We start from the raw sequence: 16594 nt of genomic DNA, 5'->3' as shown, positions 1-16594 counted from the left end.
CAAACTTGCTGTCAGCCTAACTAAACCTCGGAATATCTTGTATGCAACTTAGCGGTAAAACCCCTTCCATCAACCAAATTAGGTACTTTGTTGCAGTAGCAAAATATTTAAGCTTTCGACAAGCCGCTGGGATATTGGGAATAAGTCAGCCTACTTTGACCAGTCAAATAAGTGCCCTTGAAACCACGTTGGGCATTAACTTGTTTGAGCGCTCGCGTACCGGCACGCTGTTGTCACCTCAAGGGAAAGCGTTATTGTCGGTAGCAGAAGAAGTCCTACAGTCGACACAGCGCTTTAGTGAAATTGCCCGAGATTTGTCTGAAGGCGACATTGTGACTTATCGTTTAGGCATTCCACCTACACTAGGCCCTTATTTGTTGCCTTTTGTTTTACCCGATTTGCACAAGCGCAGACCAGGCCTACGTTTTTATGTGCGTGAAGCTGCACCAAGTGCCTTACAGCATGGATTGTTGCGTGGTGAATACGACCTTATTCTTGCACCTTTATCGGGTGAAAACTCACAACTTATTACGCAGCCCCTTTTCAAAGAGCCGCTTAAATTTGTTATTCCCTCTGACCACAAATTAGCAGGAAAAGCGTACGTTAGACCAGAAGAGCTAAAAGGTGAAAAAGTGCTCACATTGGAAGACCGACACCATTTCCACCATCAGGTACAGCGCATTTGCGATGATATTGGTGCAGATCTTCAACGGGATTATGAGGGCACCAGTTTAGATACACTCCGCCAAATGGTGGTAATGGGAATGGGCGTTGCCTTTTTACCAGGGCTTTATATTCACTCTGAATTGCACAAACCCGAAGCACTGCATGTGTGCGAAATTGCCGATTTACCAATAGAGCGCCAACACGCTCTAGCTTGGAGAAACACGGCTCCTGGAAGAAAGACGTTTAGAGAAATATCAATTATTGTAAAAGAAATAATAGAGGCACGTCTTTCTACCGCCGTCTCTATATCGTAAACGTGTTAGTTATGACCAACAGCAATAAATAATGCACTACAAAGCATGAATAAAAGTGTTAACTTAACTTAAAACCATTCACTTTGTTCATAGTTATGATTGACCGGCAACATCTTCGCATTGTTAAAGCTATTCAGACACAAGGCACCGTTACCGATGCCGCAAAATCTTTGTTTTTAACGCAGTCGGCGCTAAGCCATGCAATGAAAAAGCTTGAGGCAACATACAATGTGCCGCTATGGGAAAAAGAAGGCAGGCGCTTACGTTTAACTCAAGCAGGGCATAGTGTGATGGCGCTGGCCGACCGTGTACTCCCTCAGTTTGAACATACCGAGGAACAGCTAAAGCGCTTCTCTGAAGGTAAGCAAGGTATATTGCGAATTGGTATGGAATGCCACCCTTGCTTTGAATGGTTACTGAAGGTTGTAGCGCCCTTTCTTAAAGCTTACCCTGACGTCGATGTAGACGTTATGCGTGCATTCTCATTTGGTGGCCTTCAAGCTTTGCACGGTTACGATATCGACCTACTACTTACTCCTGATCCGTTAAAACTCAATACTATTACTTACACGCCCGTTTTTGAGTATGAGCAAGTATTAGTCATGCACAAGATGAACACGTTGGCTGACAAGCCATTTATCACACCTACTGACTTAGCCAATGAAACACTGATTACTTACCCGGTAGAGCAAAGCCGGTTAGATGTGTTTTCTCAGTTTCTAACGCCTGCGCAATGCTCGGTAAAACGCCACAAAACCATAGAGACAACTGAAATTATTCTGCAAATGGTGGCTGCAGATCGTGGTGTTACGGCACTACCGAATTGGCTAATTGACGAACTGGATGATAACGCCAATCTTGTCTATCGACCTCTAGGTAAGCATGGACTGCCCAAAACTCTGTACATTGGGCATAGGAAAACGAACGATGCTCTTGGCTTTGTGGAGGAATTTATAAAGCTAGCGTGCGATGTACGCGCGTAATGAAATAAAGGCGGAAGGCACATATGCTCTCCCGCCCATCTAATACTACGTTTCTAGAACTAAATTCTAAATTGTCCTACTAGCTCTTTTAAGTCGGTAGACACGGCGCTAAGTTGGGTTGCCTCTACAGCAAGCTCTTCTGCATGCTGACTGGTGCGGTCGCTCAAGCTCGTAATAGCCACAAGCGATTCATTTATATCCTGCGCCACTTCAGTCTGTTGCTCTGTAGCTAGGGCAATATGCGTACTTTGCTCGTGAACCTGCCCTATGGACTCGGTGATATCTTGTAATGTAACCACCACTTTTTCGGTTTTTTCAACACCTGATTCAGAGCGCAGTTTTCCAGCTTGCATCACTTGGTCGGTTTGTTCAGCCATACTTTGCAGCCTTTCCACCATTCTACCAATATCAGTTGTCGACTCTTGAGTACGACTAGCTAGCGAGCGCACTTCATCAGCAACAACAGCAAAACCTCGACCTTGCTCTCCCGCTCGCGCAGCTTCTATAGCTGCGTTTAGTGCCAACAGGTTAGTTTGTTCAGCAATACTGTTAATAACATCAACCACTGCACCAATGTTGTCCGACTCTTTACTTAGCCCGCTTACAACATCAACCCCTTCTTGAATAGAGTCAGCAAGCGCGCGTATTTCCGTCATTGCTTCTTGAATTTGTGCACTACCACTTTGTACAAGCTCATCAGCTTTTGTTGCTGCGGTGCTAGATTGCGCTGCATTTTGAGATATCTCGTCAACGGTCGCGGCCATTTGCGTAACTGCAGTAGACACATTATCAACCTGACTACGCTCTTGATTTATCTCTTGGCTGGTTGCATGGCTTACATCGCGAAGATGGTCGGCTGCATCGGATACCGCTTTTGTGCTTAGCGCTGTATCTTTAAGTAGGTCGCGCAATTTATCGGTAAAGGTATTAAATTCAACGGCGAGTGCGCCGATTTCATCGTTACTTTTTACCTCTAGACGCTTGGTAAGATCGCCATCGCCTCGCGCAATTTCCGCCATGGCACTGCGCATTTCTGCCAACGGCTTAGTCACTTTGGCACTAGCAATATAGGTAATTAGCGCAATTAAACCAATGATAACAAAAGCCACAACCGTAGCCGTTGTAATGGCTGTATTAATAGGCGTATTAATAATGCTTGCAGGTATGAGTATACCTAGCGACCAATTCATCTGGGGCGTATCTAAAGCAGCGTGCTCAAACACGGCTACGTATTCTTCTCCCTTCCAAACCACGGGTATGATACCTGACGAATTGGCTGAAATTGCAGATGCTAATTTATTAAAGCCTTGTGTGTCGTTAAACGCATTATCAAAGTTACTGATTGCAGAGCTAAGCGGCAGTTCAACTGACTGTTTAGGGAAATAAACTATGTTTTGATTTTCATCCAACAAAAAGGCAGTACCTTGGTTTTCGTAGCGAATGGTATCCACCACTTTACCCACGGTGCTGATTAAGATATCAACGCCACCTACACCAAGTAACTTGCCATTTTGATAAACCGGCGCTTGCACTACTGCCGACACACTACCATCCTGTGAATCTACCGCAGGTGGCGTAACATACAGTTTGCCTTGAGAAACGGCAGTGGTGAACCACGGTCGTTTAGTAGCAAAATAGCCCTCATTCGGGTTACCAGCATTCGGCCCGTCTGTGTCTACACCTACTCGCCCTTCTTCATAAAAGTATTCGCCAGTTAGCGCAGAACCAAAGAAAGCAGACTTAATTACAGGGTCTTCACTACTTACATTTTCAAACAGTGTATAAATGCGAGTAGCGTCGTTCATTTGCGCTTCTGACGCGCCGCGGGCGGTATGATCAGCAAAGAAGTCTTTTAAAAAAGGACTACTTAAGAATGCTTTTGCAACGCCACCGTAAGTGGCAAAGAAGCCTTTCACATCATTCGCTTCACGTGCCACAAGGGCTTTAACTTCCTTTTCAACTCTAAGTCGGGTGTTGTCAGCAACGGTGTTCACTAAAAACAAGGCTGTTATTAGCAACATAAATGCAATACTGCCACCCACTATAAGCATGAACTTTTTTTGCAGTGATATCGACTTCATTGATACTTCTCATTCTTATTATTGCTAAATTCAAACAACACCAGTGGAGGACTAGAGCGTGTTGTAAGACATAGCTTTATTTATATGCGGTAAAGGTTTACGGAAGGTGCTAAAAGAAAACTGCTAATTTAGAAAAATCCTTCAGTAACACAGTCTTACTTTGAAAGATAATGGCCAACATTACAACCCTCAAAGCAAATAAAAGTGCAAGTCTACGAAGGTATAGTTTTTGAAACGAAGTCGCTGATAAGTACTAATTGTCTTTCTTACGCCACACCAACATAAGGTTATTGGCGGGCATGGTTACAATCTCTTGCAACGTTAACATCGGCGCCCAAGCTATTAGCTCGTCGATATCACGATAGCCACCAAACCCTCTTTCTAACAGTGAGTGATGAAAGTCATGATTGCTTTGACTGTTAAATTTACCCTGCTGTGTAAAAGGGCCGTATTGACAGAAAAATGCACCAGAAGGTAAGTGAGTAGACACCAATTGCATTAGTATCTTAACTTCCTCTTTCTGCATGATGTGTGCGGTGTTTGCTGTGAAAATACCGTCGATAGGTAATTCGGGAAATTTATGCTCGCCCACTTTAAATTCAATTGGGGCGTGCAAGTTACTTTTAGGCTCATCAAGAAGCCACGCGTAGATGCCCGCATGGTAGTGTTGTTGGTCACTGGTGTACCAGTTAGCATGAGGTAAATTATCAGCAAAAAATACAGCGTGTTGACCGGTGCCGCTACCAATCTCAAGAATATGTCGCGTATTCTCAAACACGCTTGATAATACTGACAGAATGGGGCGCTTGTTATTTTCACACGCCTGACTAAAAGGCTTTTCAACTGGTATCATAATGTTATTTATCTCTGTTAGACGGGTACTGCTTAGTTAATATCAGTACCCGCCCAGCCTTTACAAAATCAGCTAATCCACCTAAGCACTTTTTAAAATACTTTGTTTAAGTGCGTTGTTTAAGTACGTTATTCACTAGCATGCTTAAACACTTTACTTAAATGGCTGCTCTATTAATCACTTAAATTAGGCCCTAGCCATTTTTCCGCTTCTTCTAGCGTCCAGCCTTTGCGCTTGGCATAATCTTCTACTTGGTCGGCTTGAATCTTCGCTACCGCAAAATACTTGCTTTGTGGGTGTGCAAAATACCAACCTGATACGGCGGCACCCGGCCACATAGCAAAGCTCTCGGTTAGCTTCATACCTGTGTTTTCTTCTGCCGATAGTAAATCCCATATTAACTGCTTTTCAGTGTGCTCAGGACAAGCGGCATAACCAGGCGCTGGTCGAATACCTTGGTATTTCTCTCTTATAAGCGCATCGTTATCTAACGATTCATCCGCAGCATAACCCCAATGATGTTTTCGTACTTGCTCATGTAAATATTCAGCAAAGGCCTCTGCAAGTCTATCGGCAACCGCTTTCACCATTATTCCGTTATAGTCATCACCGTTACTGATATAAGCATCAGCGAGTTCATCTTCGCCAATACCACCTGTCACCGCAAATGCACCAACATAATCGGCAATTCCACTTTGCTTTTCTGCCACAAAATCAGCCAAACAATAGTTGGCGAACTTATCTTTTAAGGTTTGCTGACGAAGATGGTGTGAAACACCAATAACCTGCTCTCTGCTTTCATCGGCATAAATCTCAATATCGTCATCAACACGATTGGCCGGAAACAAGCCAAAAACACCTTTCGCTACTAGCGTTTTCTCTTCAATGATTTTATCTAGCATAGCGTTTGCGTCTGCAAACAATGACGTTGCTTGCTCACCCACTACTTCATCGTTAAGAATACGTGGGTACTTTCCTGCCAACGACCATGTTAAGAAAAATGGTGTCCAGTCAATATAGTTTCGCAGCGTAGCTAGGTCGGCCGTAACTGTTTGTACGCCCAATGCCTGTGGTTTTACTGGTGCTGCTGTGAAATCAGGGTTAAATGCGTTAGCACGTGCTTGCTCAAGGGTAACAGGTTTACTTCGTGGCTTTTTACGAGCGTGCTGTTCGCGTACGGTGTTATACTCTTTAGCAAGTTCCTGCGCGAACACATCACGAGATGCCTTGTTGAGTAATCGTTGGCATACGCCAACCGCACGACTTGCATTTGGTACATAAACTACCGGTGAATGATAATTCTGCTCTATCTTCACAGCAGTATGTGCTTTAGATGTGGTTGCCCCGCCAATCAACAGCGGAATATCAAAACCCTGACGTTCCATTTCCTTAGCAACGTGCACCATCTCATCAAGCGACGGTGTAATAAGCCCAGATAGACCAATCATATCTACCTGTTCTTCTTTTGCCACCTGTAAAATTGTGGCTGCCGGTACCATAACGCCTAGGTCAATGACTTCGAAGTTATTACATTGAAGTACAACACCTACAATGTTTTTACCAATATCGTGAACGTCCCCCTTTACGGTGGCTAGCAATATTTTGCCATTGCTCTTGGCGTCGTCTGACTTTTCAGCCTCAATAAACGGTTGTAAGTGGGCAACGGCCTTTTTCATCACACGGGCAGACTTAACCACCTGTGGTAAGAACATCTTACCCTCACCAAACAAATCTCCTACTACATTCATGCCGTCCATAAGCGGACCTTCAATAACATGTAGCGGTCTTTCTGCTTGCTGCCTAGCTTCTTCGGTATCTTCAACGATGTAGTCGGTGATACCTTTTACTAACGCATGCTCTAAACGTTTATTGACGTCTTGTTCGCGCCAACTTAGGTCTTCTTTGGCAGCTGCTTTGCCATCGCCTTGATAATTCGGCGCAATATCAAGCAAGCGCTCTGTCGCATCGCTGCGCCTATTCAAGATCACGTCTTCAACACCATCGCGAAGTTCAGTCGGTATTTCATCATATACCTCTAGCTGCCCCGCATTCACAATGGCCATATCCATGCCAGCACGTATGGCATGGTATAGAAACACAGAGTGCATGGCTTCGCGTACCGGGTTGTTTCCACGAAACGAGAATGAAATATTAGACAGCCCACCTGAAATATGTGAGTACGGGCAGGTTTCGCGGATAACCCGTGTTGCCTCGATAAAATCGACAGCGTAATTATCGTGCTCTTCAATACCGGTTGCTACCGCAAAGATATTAGGGTCGAAGATAATATCCTCCGGCGGAAAACCTATTTCCTCGGTAAGCAGTTTGTAGCTACGTTGACAAATTTCGACCTTGCGAGCCTGTGTATCTGCTTGTCCTGTTTCATCAAAGGCCATTACCACAGTAGCGGCACCAAAACGTTTTATCTGCTTTGCCTGAGCGAGAAACTGCGTTTCCCCCTCTTTTAAGCTAATAGAGTTAACAATGGCCTTACCCTGCACACACTTAAGCCCAGCTTCGATGACTTCCCACTTTGATGAGTCAATCATAATAGGCACGCGACTTATGTCAGGCTCAGACGCGATTAAATTCAAGAAAGTGATCATCGCCTGTTTGGAATCAAGCATGGCTTCGTCCATGTTGATGTCGATGATTTGCGCACCGCTTTCGACCTGCTGTCTTGCAACATCAAGCGCGGTTTCATAATCGCCTTCTAGAATAAGACGCTTAAAGCGAGCTGAACCGGTTACGTTGGTTCGCTCACCTATATTAATAAATGTGGAAAATTCTGCGCTCACAAGGCCTCCTAATGTACAAACGGCTCAAGGCCTGACAGACGCATTTTGGGTTCAAACTGGGGAAGTGGACGAGGCGCAATGCCTTCTACGGCGTTAGCAATATCCCGAATATGTTCAGGCGTGCTGCCACAACAGCCGCCCACAATGTTGACTAATCCAGACTCAGCCCACTCTTTAATATGTTCGGCCATTTCTGGTCCTTCCATATCATACTCGCCAAACTCGTTGGGTAAGCCTGCATTGGGGTGTGCTGAAATAAAACATTCACTTACGTTTGCCACTTCATCAACATATTGACGCAGTAAGTCAGGCCCTAATGCACAGTTCAACCCGAATGAAAACGGACTTATATGGCGCATCGAATAGTAAAACGCTTCCGCGGTTTGGCCTGACAATGTTCTACCCGATGCATCAGTTATCGTGCCTGAGATCATAACTGGCAGCGACGTTCCTAACTTTTCAAATACGGTTTCAACCGCATAGGCTGCCGCCTTAGCGTTCAAAGTATCGAAAATAGTTTCAAGCATGATAAGGTCAACGCCGCCTTCTATCAGTGCTTCAGTAGACTCACTGTATGCCTCAACAAGCTCGTCAAATGTTACGTTGCGCTTTCCCGGATCATTTACATCAGGTGAAATAGAGGCCGTGCGATTTGTAGGGCCTAAAACACCAGCTACAAAGCGTGGTTTTTCAGGAGTTTTCGCGGTGTACTCATCAGCCGCTTTTCGCGCAAGCTTCGCTGCTGCAAGATTAATATCTCTGGACTGTGCTTGCATATCATAGTCTGCCATTGCAATGGTGGTTGCATTGAACGTGTTGGTTTCGATGATATCGGCGCCAGCTTCAAAATAATCGCAGTGAATCTGATAAATAATGTCAGGTTGAGTTATGACCAATAAATCATTATTGCCTTTCACATCGCAATGCCAATTGGCAAACTGCGTGCCTCGATAGTCTTCTTCTTCTAACTTATGACGCTGAATCATGGTGCCCATTGCGCCATCAAGAATAAGAATGCGTTTTTTGGCGGCGTCTGAAAGCGTGGCATGGGCCTTTGAAACGGTATTGTGACTCACGTGCTACCTCTTTGGCTGTGATTTTTCAGCAAGCTGATTTAAGTCGTAAGGGGTGGTCTGGTAAACGTAGTAATTTAGCCAGTTCGTAAATAATAAACTGCCGTGTGAGCGCCATTGAACAATGGGCGACTTCGACGGGTCGTCCCCTTCAAAATAGTTTTTTGGTACAGCGGGCGATTGTCCGCTACTCAGGTCTCTAAAGTACTCTTCTTTAAGTGTATCTGGATCATATTCTGGGTGACCCGTGACAAACACCATACGTTTATCTTCCGACGCAACAATGTAGGCGCCCACGTCTTGCGATTCTGCAACCACGTTCAATCCTTCTACATTGTTGTACTGCGCTTTGTCGATATGTCCATACCGAGAATGCGGCGCGTAAAAAACAGGGTCAAAACCTCGCAATAATTCATTGTGAGGGTCGTTCACTGTGTGTTTATAAACGCCTGAGAACTTCTCGTCTCGAAGCGTGCGAGTGACATCGTAAAAATGGTACATCGCTGCATGCGCTGCCCAGCACAAGTAAAGTGTTGAGTTCACGTGTCTCTGTGCCCACTCTAAAATCGTGGTCATCGTGTCCCAATATTTTACTTTGTCGTAATCAAGCATTGCTAATGGCGCGCCAGTAACGATAAGTCCATCGTACTTCTTATTAGCGACACTTGAAAAGTCGTGGTAAAACGCATCCATGTGCGACTGCGGAGTGTTCTTGGGTGCTTGGTTGTCTATTCGTATTAGATCAACATTAATTTGAAGCGGCGTATTTGAAAGAAGACGTAAAATTTGAACTTCAGTTTCAATTTTATTGGGCATTAAATTCAGAATGCCTACTTCAAGGGGACGAATATCCTGATTGGACGCCCTATCCATATCCATGGTAAAGATATTTTCACCTAGTAGTACATTCTGTGCAGGCAATTGCTCAGGGATACGAATTGGCATAAAGGGCTCCAGTCATAAAAACAACAATGACTGTATTGTGTCTATTACACAGAATATGTCAACATCTTTACGTCTAGACGTCTAAACGTTTTTTTTATAGATGGCTCATTCAACCGTTTTGACGATGCACCATCATAAGCATCTCTGCTTCGGCGCGAGGAATATCACAGGCCTCAATAATCTCGTCAATGCTTGCCCCCTGTTTTACCAGCTCGGCAGCGCGTTGATAAAGACGAAGAGATGGGTCTTGAAGCTTGAGTTCTCTTACTTGATTTTCAATATCAATTTGTTTTTCTTCCAAGGTTTGAAGATGACGAGTTATTACCAAACTGCGAGCTTGTGCTTCAGACTGCTGGTTGTTTGCATCATTCGCTTGTGCAGCCACATCTGAAAGCTTGGCAGACATGTCATTTTCTAAGTTGCTAAATGAGGCCTGCAGCGCATTAATTTTAGAGGCAAGAACACCTACTACAATAAACAGCAGTACAACAACTAGGGCTAGAAGGGCTTCGATGAGGCTAGGAGCAGCAAACTGCAAGTCCATGTGCGCATTACCTTTACGTACAAAAAAAGACAGTGAGGGTTACATCACTGTCTTCTTCGCAAATTAGATGTTGGTGAGCTCGTCCCACTCTTCATCGCTTAGCAGCTTATTCAAATCAACCAAAATAAGCAGCTCGCCATCGCGGTTACTTACACCTTGGATGAATTTCGCACTTTCTTCTGTGCCTACGTTCGGAGCACTATCAATTTCCGAAGACTTCAGATAAACCACTTCAGCTACGCTATCTACCAAGATGCCAACGACTTGCTCGTCAGATTCAATGATAACGATACGCGTGTTGTCAGTAATTTCCGTAGGCGGAAGACCGAAACGCGCGCGCGTATCAATAACGGTAACAACGTTACCACGCAGGTTGATTATCCCTAGCACGTAGTCAGGCGCACCTGGCACTGGGGCAATTTCGGTATAACGCAATACTTCTTGTACCTGCATTACATTAATACCGTATGTTTCTTCACCTAAGCGGTACGTAACCCATTGAAGGACCTCGTCATTGCTGTCAGTGGCATTATTATTTGTTCTTTCGTCGCTCATGTACTTGGCTCCCAACTATGGCGTCTGGTCGTTACTGCCTAAGCCTTTGTTAAGCATAGATATTAATTCTTCAACGTCAACTAGCGCGCACATTTTTTCTTTCACCATCCCGGCTAACCAAGGACGTTTACCTGTGGACTCGCGCCATTTAACATCATCGATAGTTAAATTTACTGTGTTTACAAGCTTTTCGCTTGCTAGACCCCACTCGCTTTCCCCTAACATTATAAGATATCGGTAGTTAAGCGATTCCGCGAGGTTTTCATCATATTTTTCTGGCATAACCCACTTGGCAGAGTCAACAACGTTCAGTTTTGAATCTCTGTGCAGCATCACACCCATAAACCAGTCCGGTTTGCCAAACAAAGGACCAACCTTCTCAATTTGATGGATACCACCTAATGTTGTTAGTGGGACCGCTAGTGTCAGACCAGCCACTTCAAAAAACAATGCTTGAAAACGATTCCCAAGCGAGTCCTTTAAAGGAATTTTAGTTTGTACTGACTCTTCTTCAAGTGTTGTTTCACTTTCTTCAACAACAACAGCTGTTTCAGCAGGCGTTTCTTTAAGAATAACCGCCTTTTTGGGTGACTCTAAATAAGATGACACCTCTTGTGCAATTTGTTCTTGTTCTGCGTAACTGTCTGCCTGCTGTTGTGTAGACGCCAGCGCGTCCTCTGCCATTTTTTGAGAAGCCTGTTCAAGCAGTTTTGCCGTGCGAACCGTTGCATCTTGCTCCGATGCAGGCTCTTTTAGAAGCGCGTCTAAATATGCTTCCATTACTTCTTCACGGGCAAATGGCGATTGCTTGCTCATTGTTTAATTACTTCTCCAATACATCTAATAGTTTCGAGTAAGCAGCTACTCCTCGTGTTTTCGGATAGGCAGCAGATATGGGTAGCTGCACTAAACTCGCATCTCGAAAATGCGTATCGACAGGGATTACGCCTGTCCAAACACGATCACCATAATCACTCATCAAACGTTTACGTGATGCCAATGCGGCATTTGTACGCTTGTCGAACATCGTGGGAATAATAACTGTATCAAACGATTTATCTAGCGAACGCCCCATTATTTCCATGGTTCGAATCATCCTGTCTAACCCCTTCAGCGCAAGGTATTCAGTTTGCGTAGGCACTATTACTTTATCGCAAGCCGCCAATGCGTTAACCATTAATACGCCGAGTACAGGTGGACAATCGATAATAGCAACGTCAAATTCATCTTGAATTGTTGCTAATGCTTTTTTAAGCACAAGCCCCATGCCTTGCTCGCTGCCCATTGTTCTGTCTAACGTGGCTAACGCCATAGTCGCAGGCAACACATAAAGATTATCTAATTTGGTTGAACCCAAACAATCTAATACGTTATCGGCGGTTATGCCGCTAGATTTAATAAAAATATCGTAAACAGAATGACTTCCAGCCTCCGCATCAATGCCGAAGTAGTAACTCAAAGAAGCATGAGGGTCGGTATCTATCATTAATACGCGCTTGCCTTTTTCAGCAAGCAGGCCGCCGAGACTAACCGTTGTGGTTGTCTTACCTACACCGCCTTTCTGATTTGCAACCGTCCATACTTTCATGATTTTTATTCCGTGAGCCTACACGCTGCTATCGCATCTCTGTCTTAATACAGTCACTTATATCATCAACATTTATATTTTTTGAAGATATGTTGGCTACCGCCACTGCTTGCGGCATACCGTATACTACACATGAATCCTGATCTTGTGCCCAAATGGTAGCGCCGCGCTCTTTTAATGTTCGGCAACCTTCACGACCATCTGCGCCCATACCTGTCAATATGATCCCCAATACATCACCACCGTAAGCACGCGCAACAGAATTAAACGTTAAATCTACGCTAGGCTTATAGCTTGCCTTGTCAGAAGGGTCCGCATCAACAATGGCAATACGCTTAACTGAACCAGAACTCTCAATAATCATTTGTTTCCCGCCTGGTGCAAGATAAGCATGACCGGGCTTGAGAATATCGCCACTCTCAGCCTCTTTGACTTTAATTTTACAGTTAGTGTCTAAGCGCTGCGCAAATGCCGTGGTAAATGTGCCAGGCATATGTTGGACAAGCAAAATGGGATAAGCGAAGTTTTCTGGTAATGGTGCTAGTACTTTTTGAAGCGCTACAGGGCCGCCCGTAGAGGCTCCAATAGCGAGACACTGGTAACGCTTGCCCGATGCCCTTACCGACGAAACTGTTGGCTGCTTTGCTGCATCCTTGCGACCTGACAGTAAACCAGAGCTCTTAAAAAAGGCCTGTTTTGGTGCGTTGTCTGGAAGTATTCTTGTTTCAACTGAGCGGAATGAAGGACGCTTTAAGCCTATGCCTCGCCTAGCAATCAGCCGTACTTTCGTACAAAGTAAACGAGAGGCATCTTTTCTATCTTGCGCGATATCTTCGAATTTTTTAGGTAAGAAGTCGAGAGCTCCAGCTTCTAATGCGTCAAGGGTTGCCTGTGCGCCGTGATGCGTAAGCGAGGAAAACATGAGAATAGGTACCGGACGCTTTTCCATAATGGCTTTTACAGCGGAAATGCCGTCCAAAATCGGCATTTCCACATCCATTGTTATCACGTCAGGCTTAAGCGCTTCTGCTTTTTCTAATGCGTCGCGCCCATTTTTCGCTTCCCCAACAACTTCAAGTTCCCTATCATCATCAAGTATCTCTTTCACTCGACGACGATAAAATGTCGAGTCATCCACGACAAGGACTTTAAAGACCATGGATTATTATTCCTGTTAATTCATCGCCTTACTTTATTGGTTTACGCGCGTACCGTTTTAGCAGGCTCGGAATATCTAAAATTAGTGCAATTCCACCATCTGAAGTTATGGTTGCACCCGCCATTCCAGGCGTTCCTTGCAACAATGCATCTAAAGGCTTGATAACCACTTCTTCTTGGCCTATTAGCGCGTCAACGACGAATCCGACCTGTTGAGTACCAATTTGTACTACAACAACATGCCCTTTTTCTCTATCAATGTTTTTAGGGCCACGAATTAGCCATTCACCAAGGAAGAATAGCGGAATTGCTTTTGAACGAACTATCATTGTTAGTTGGCCATCAACCGTATTGGTTTTCTTGATGTCCATATTTATTATTTCGTTCACCGCACCTAATGGTAACGCAAAGGTCTGTTTGCCTACAACAATCATTAGTGTAGGTAAGATAGCCAATGTCAGCGGCACTTTAATGTCTAAGCGAGTCCCTTTGCCAAGCTGTGAATCGATGTTAACCGTACCATTAAGTTGGTTAATCTTCGTTTTCACCACGTCCATACCAACACCACGACCAGAAATATCGCTGATTTCGGTCTTGGTTGAGAAGCCCGGTGCAAATATCAAGTTGAACGCTTCAACATCAGACATACGTGCAGCAGCGTCTGAATCTAGAACGCCACGGCTAATTGCAATATCTTTCAACTTTTCAGGGTCCATACCTTTACCATCATCTTCGATAGTAAGAAGGATATGATCGCCTTCTTGAGATGCAGATAATTGAACTGTACCCATACGCGGTTTACCCGCTGCAGCACGGTCATCCGGCATCTCAATGCCGTGGTCTACCGAGTTTCGAACCAAATGCACTAATGGATCGGCCAGGGCTTCAACCAGGTTTTTATCTAGATCTGTTTCTTCGCCCACCAACTCAAGTGTAATTTCTTTTTTCAGGCTTCTGGCAAGGTCACGAACAACGCGAGGAAAACGACCGAATACTTTCTTGATTGGCTGCATGCGGGTTTTCATTACCGCACCTTGAAGGTCACCTGTTACGACATCCAAGTTAGCAATAGCCTTCGACATACTCTCATCGTTGCTATTAATACCCAAGCTGATAAGTCGGTTTCGAACCAACACCAACTCTCCCACCATATTCATTATTTGGTCAAGACGTTTTGTATCTACACGTACTGTAGTTTCAGCAGGCGGAGCAGCAGGAGCTGCTTTTTTGTCGTCTTTCTTCGGTGCTTCTTTCTTAGGTGCAGGTGCAGCTTTAGGGGCTGCTGGCGCACTTGCTTTTGGTGCTGCTGGTGCTTGTTGTTTGGCTTTCTGGACGGCTTCAGTCGCAGCTTTATCTACAGGCGGCTCTGGTGATTTTGCAGAGCTGCTTGCTTGTGCAGTAGGGCCTTGACCAGAACCATGCAGTTGGTCTAGGAGCGCCTCGAATTCATCATCGGTAATTTCATCGTCGCCACCCGCTGGTGACGCAGGCGCCGGTGCCGGGGCTGCTTTTGGCGCGTCATCTTCAGCACTGCTGAATTTGCCTTTACCGTGTAAATCGTCAAGTAAAGCCTCAAACTCTTCATCAGTAATATCATCGCTATCACTAGAAGCGCTAGCTGATGTGGTAGGTGCTGCAGCTGAAGATGAAGACTTTCCTGGCGCGCTTGAACCATGCAGTTCGTCTAGCAACGCTTCAAATTCATCTTCTGTAATTTCGTCGATACCGCCTTCGGTATTGGACGCTGCAGGCTGCGAAGGCGTTTCTTCTACAACAGGCTCGGGCTCTGATGCTGCCTCGGCTGGTGCTGCGCCATCGTCTCCACCGAATATATTCTCGTCAGGAGACTCAGGTCGGCTGAGTTTGTGTAGTATGTCGACAAGGTTTGAGTCTGCAGGCTCAAGAGGTTCTCTTGCTTTTACGCGTTCAAACATTTCAACAACCACGTCGGTTGCTTGCAGAATGATATCCATCAGTTCAGGTGTGAGCGTTCGTTGTCCGTTTCTCATAACGTCAAACACGTTCTCTGCACCATGACAGATTTCAACAAGTTCAGTCAGCGAAAGGAAACCTGCGCCACCTTTAACTGTGTGATATCCGCGGAATATTGCGTTTAGCAAATCCGCATCTTCAGGATTGTTCTCAAGATCAACGAGCTGTTCTTGTAATTGTTCAAGTATCTCTCCAGCTTCTACTAGAAAGTCCTGTAATATATCCTCGTCAACATCAAACGACATGCGCCCGCTCCCCTAAAAACCTAAGCTAGACAGAAGATCATCAACATCATCTTGGCCAGAAACAACGTCATCACGTTGGTCGGCATCGATGATTGGGCCCTCTGCCTCTACACCATCAACTTTATCGGCCTTAACGCTAGAAGATTTAATTTGTTCTGCACCATCACGCTCTCCGAACATGGTTAACATGTTCACTAAGCTATCTTCCACTTCTTTAACCAAGTCGATTACACGACGAATTACCTGCCCCGTAAGGTCTTGGTATCCTTGCGCCATCAGCACTTCGGTAAGTAGCTGTGTAAGTTTAGTTGCCTGATCCGCACTGTCTTCAAGTAATTTATCCAAATCTGCACAAAGCACCTTAAACTCGCCCAGTTCTATTTGGCGGTTCATAAGCTTTTTCCACTCAGGCATAACTTTCTCAATGCCTTCGGCAATACCTTCGGCTATTGGCATACTTGCTTCAACAGCATCCATAGTAGTATTAGCAGCTTTTTCAGTTTCTTCAATTACGTACGTAAGGCGGGACTGCGCATCGGGAATATCGTCAGTGGCAAGATTCTTGATGCGGTCGTCAATTTGAAAATTATTTAGTGCGTCGTGAAGTTGACGCGTTAGCTTTCCTACTTCAGCAAACAGTTCAACATTTTCTTTCATTGACGCTGCTTCAAGAAGCGCATTAGCAGACTCGTTGTCACCTTCTTCAAGATATGCAACAAGCTGTTTAGCTTCTTCTAGCGATATAGGAACGTTTACATTCGTTGTCATCCAGTAAACCTCGTTTTTCTGGTGAGCGTCT

General features: G+C 44.9%; 14 protein-coding genes. 2 read left to right on the top strand and 12 right to left on the bottom strand.

Annotated elements, in window-relative coordinates:
- Positions 1-41 precede the first annotated feature (41 nt).
- Positions 42-980 carry a hydrogen peroxide-inducible genes activator gene (locus V7R35_RS01435; RefSeq protein WP_334012828.1) on the top strand — a complete coding sequence of 313 codons (939 nt, stop codon included), beginning with the start codon at positions 42-44 and terminating at the stop codon, positions 978-980.
- 95 nt (positions 981-1075) lie between these two features.
- Positions 1076-1963, top strand: coding sequence for a LysR family transcriptional regulator (locus tag V7R35_RS01430; protein WP_334012827.1), 888 nt, complete (start codon positions 1076-1078; stop codon positions 1961-1963).
- A 59-nt stretch (positions 1964-2022) separates the two neighbouring features.
- Here the strand turns inward: V7R35_RS01430 and V7R35_RS01425 are convergent, their stop codons facing one another.
- The 12 genes from V7R35_RS01425 to V7R35_RS01370 all read right to left on the bottom strand — a co-directional run bounded on the left by V7R35_RS01425 (position 2023) and on the right by V7R35_RS01370 (position 16563).
- Positions 2023-4044, bottom strand: coding sequence for a methyl-accepting chemotaxis protein (locus V7R35_RS01425; RefSeq protein WP_334012825.1), 2022 nt, complete (start codon positions 4042-4044; stop codon positions 2023-2025).
- Between the two features lie 253 nt (positions 4045-4297).
- Entirely contained in the window at positions 4298-4894 is a 597-nt protein-coding gene (locus V7R35_RS01420) for a DUF938 domain-containing protein (protein WP_334013255.1), read from the bottom strand.
- A 176-nt stretch (positions 4895-5070) separates the two neighbouring features.
- The gene (metH, locus tag V7R35_RS01415; protein WP_334012824.1) at positions 5071-7695 is read right to left on the bottom strand and encodes a methionine synthase; all 2625 of its coding nucleotides are present in this window, start codon (positions 7693-7695) and stop codon (positions 5071-5073) included.
- Between the two features lie 8 nt (positions 7696-7703).
- On the bottom strand, positions 7704-8771 hold the full coding sequence (locus tag V7R35_RS01410) for a homocysteine S-methyltransferase family protein (protein ID WP_334012823.1): 1068 nt from the start codon (positions 8769-8771) through the stop codon (positions 7704-7706).
- 3 nt (positions 8772-8774) lie between these two features.
- Positions 8775-9713, bottom strand: coding sequence for a homoserine O-acetyltransferase MetA (gene metA / locus V7R35_RS01405; RefSeq protein WP_334012822.1), 939 nt, complete (start codon positions 9711-9713; stop codon positions 8775-8777).
- A gap of 109 nt (positions 9714-9822) precedes the next feature.
- Positions 9823-10257, bottom strand: coding sequence for a DUF2802 domain-containing protein (locus V7R35_RS01400; protein ID WP_334012821.1), 435 nt, complete (start codon positions 10255-10257; stop codon positions 9823-9825).
- A 63-nt stretch (positions 10258-10320) separates the two neighbouring features.
- Complete coding sequence (locus V7R35_RS01395; RefSeq protein WP_334012819.1) at positions 10321-10812, bottom strand: chemotaxis protein CheW; 492 nt, start codon at positions 10810-10812, stop codon at positions 10321-10323.
- Between the two features lie 15 nt (positions 10813-10827).
- Positions 10828-11628, bottom strand: a complete 801-nt coding sequence (locus V7R35_RS01390) for a chemotaxis protein CheW (RefSeq protein ID WP_334012818.1) — start codon at positions 11626-11628, stop codon at positions 10828-10830.
- A gap of 7 nt (positions 11629-11635) precedes the next feature.
- A complete protein-coding gene (locus V7R35_RS01385) occupies positions 11636-12400 on the bottom strand; it encodes a ParA family protein (protein WP_334012817.1) in 765 nt (254 codons plus the stop codon).
- A 28-nt stretch (positions 12401-12428) separates the two neighbouring features.
- Positions 12429-13559, bottom strand: a complete 1131-nt coding sequence (locus V7R35_RS01380; protein ID WP_334012815.1) for a protein-glutamate methylesterase/protein-glutamine glutaminase — start codon at positions 13557-13559, stop codon at positions 12429-12431.
- A gap of 28 nt (positions 13560-13587) precedes the next feature.
- Entirely contained in the window at positions 13588-15795 is a 2208-nt protein-coding gene (locus tag V7R35_RS01375; protein WP_334012814.1) for a chemotaxis protein CheA, read from the bottom strand.
- Positions 15796-15807: 12 nt separating this feature from the next.
- Positions 15808-16563: a protein phosphatase CheZ gene (locus V7R35_RS01370; RefSeq protein WP_334012813.1), complete on the bottom strand. Its 756-nt coding sequence runs from the start codon at positions 16561-16563 to the stop codon at positions 15808-15810.
- Positions 16564-16594: the final 31 nt, after the last annotated feature.

The sequence above is a fragment of the Alteromonas sp. S167 genome (assembly GCF_036864375.1).
GTDB lineage: Bacteria > Pseudomonadota > Gammaproteobacteria > Enterobacterales > Alteromonadaceae > Alteromonas.
Note: the sequence above shows the minus strand (reverse complement) of the source record. Positions and strands in the feature narration are given on the sequence as shown.

Excerpts from the sequence above, each read along its gene's own strand:
- V7R35_RS01370 (WP_334012813.1), bottom strand. The coding sequence starts at position 16,563 with ATGACAACGAATGTAAACGTTCCTATATCGCTAGAAGAAGCTAAACAG.
- V7R35_RS01400 (WP_334012821.1), bottom strand. The coding sequence starts at position 10,257 with ATGGACTTGCAGTTTGCTGCTCCTAGCCTCATCGAAGCCCTTCTAGCC.
- V7R35_RS01380 (WP_334012815.1), bottom strand. The coding sequence starts at position 13,559 with ATGGTCTTTAAAGTCCTTGTCGTGGATGACTCGACATTTTATCGTCGT.
- V7R35_RS01395 (WP_334012819.1), bottom strand. The coding sequence starts at position 10,812 with ATGAGCGACGAAAGAACAAATAATAATGCCACTGACAGCAATGACGAG.
- V7R35_RS01425 (WP_334012825.1), bottom strand. The coding sequence starts at position 4,044 with ATGAAGTCGATATCACTGCAAAAAAAGTTCATGCTTATAGTGGGTGGC.
- V7R35_RS01390 (WP_334012818.1), bottom strand. The coding sequence starts at position 11,628 with ATGAGCAAGCAATCGCCATTTGCCCGTGAAGAAGTAATGGAAGCATAT.
- V7R35_RS01435 (WP_334012828.1), top strand. The coding sequence starts at position 42 with ATGCAACTTAGCGGTAAAACCCCTTCCATCAACCAAATTAGGTACTTT.
- metA (WP_334012822.1), bottom strand. The coding sequence starts at position 9,713 with ATGCCAATTCGTATCCCTGAGCAATTGCCTGCACAGAATGTACTACTA.
- V7R35_RS01385 (WP_334012817.1), bottom strand. The coding sequence starts at position 12,400 with ATGAAAGTATGGACGGTTGCAAATCAGAAAGGCGGTGTAGGTAAGACA.
- V7R35_RS01430 (WP_334012827.1), top strand. The coding sequence starts at position 1,076 with ATGATTGACCGGCAACATCTTCGCATTGTTAAAGCTATTCAGACACAA.
- V7R35_RS01375 (WP_334012814.1), bottom strand. The coding sequence starts at position 15,795 with ATGTCGTTTGATGTTGACGAGGATATATTACAGGACTTTCTAGTAGAA.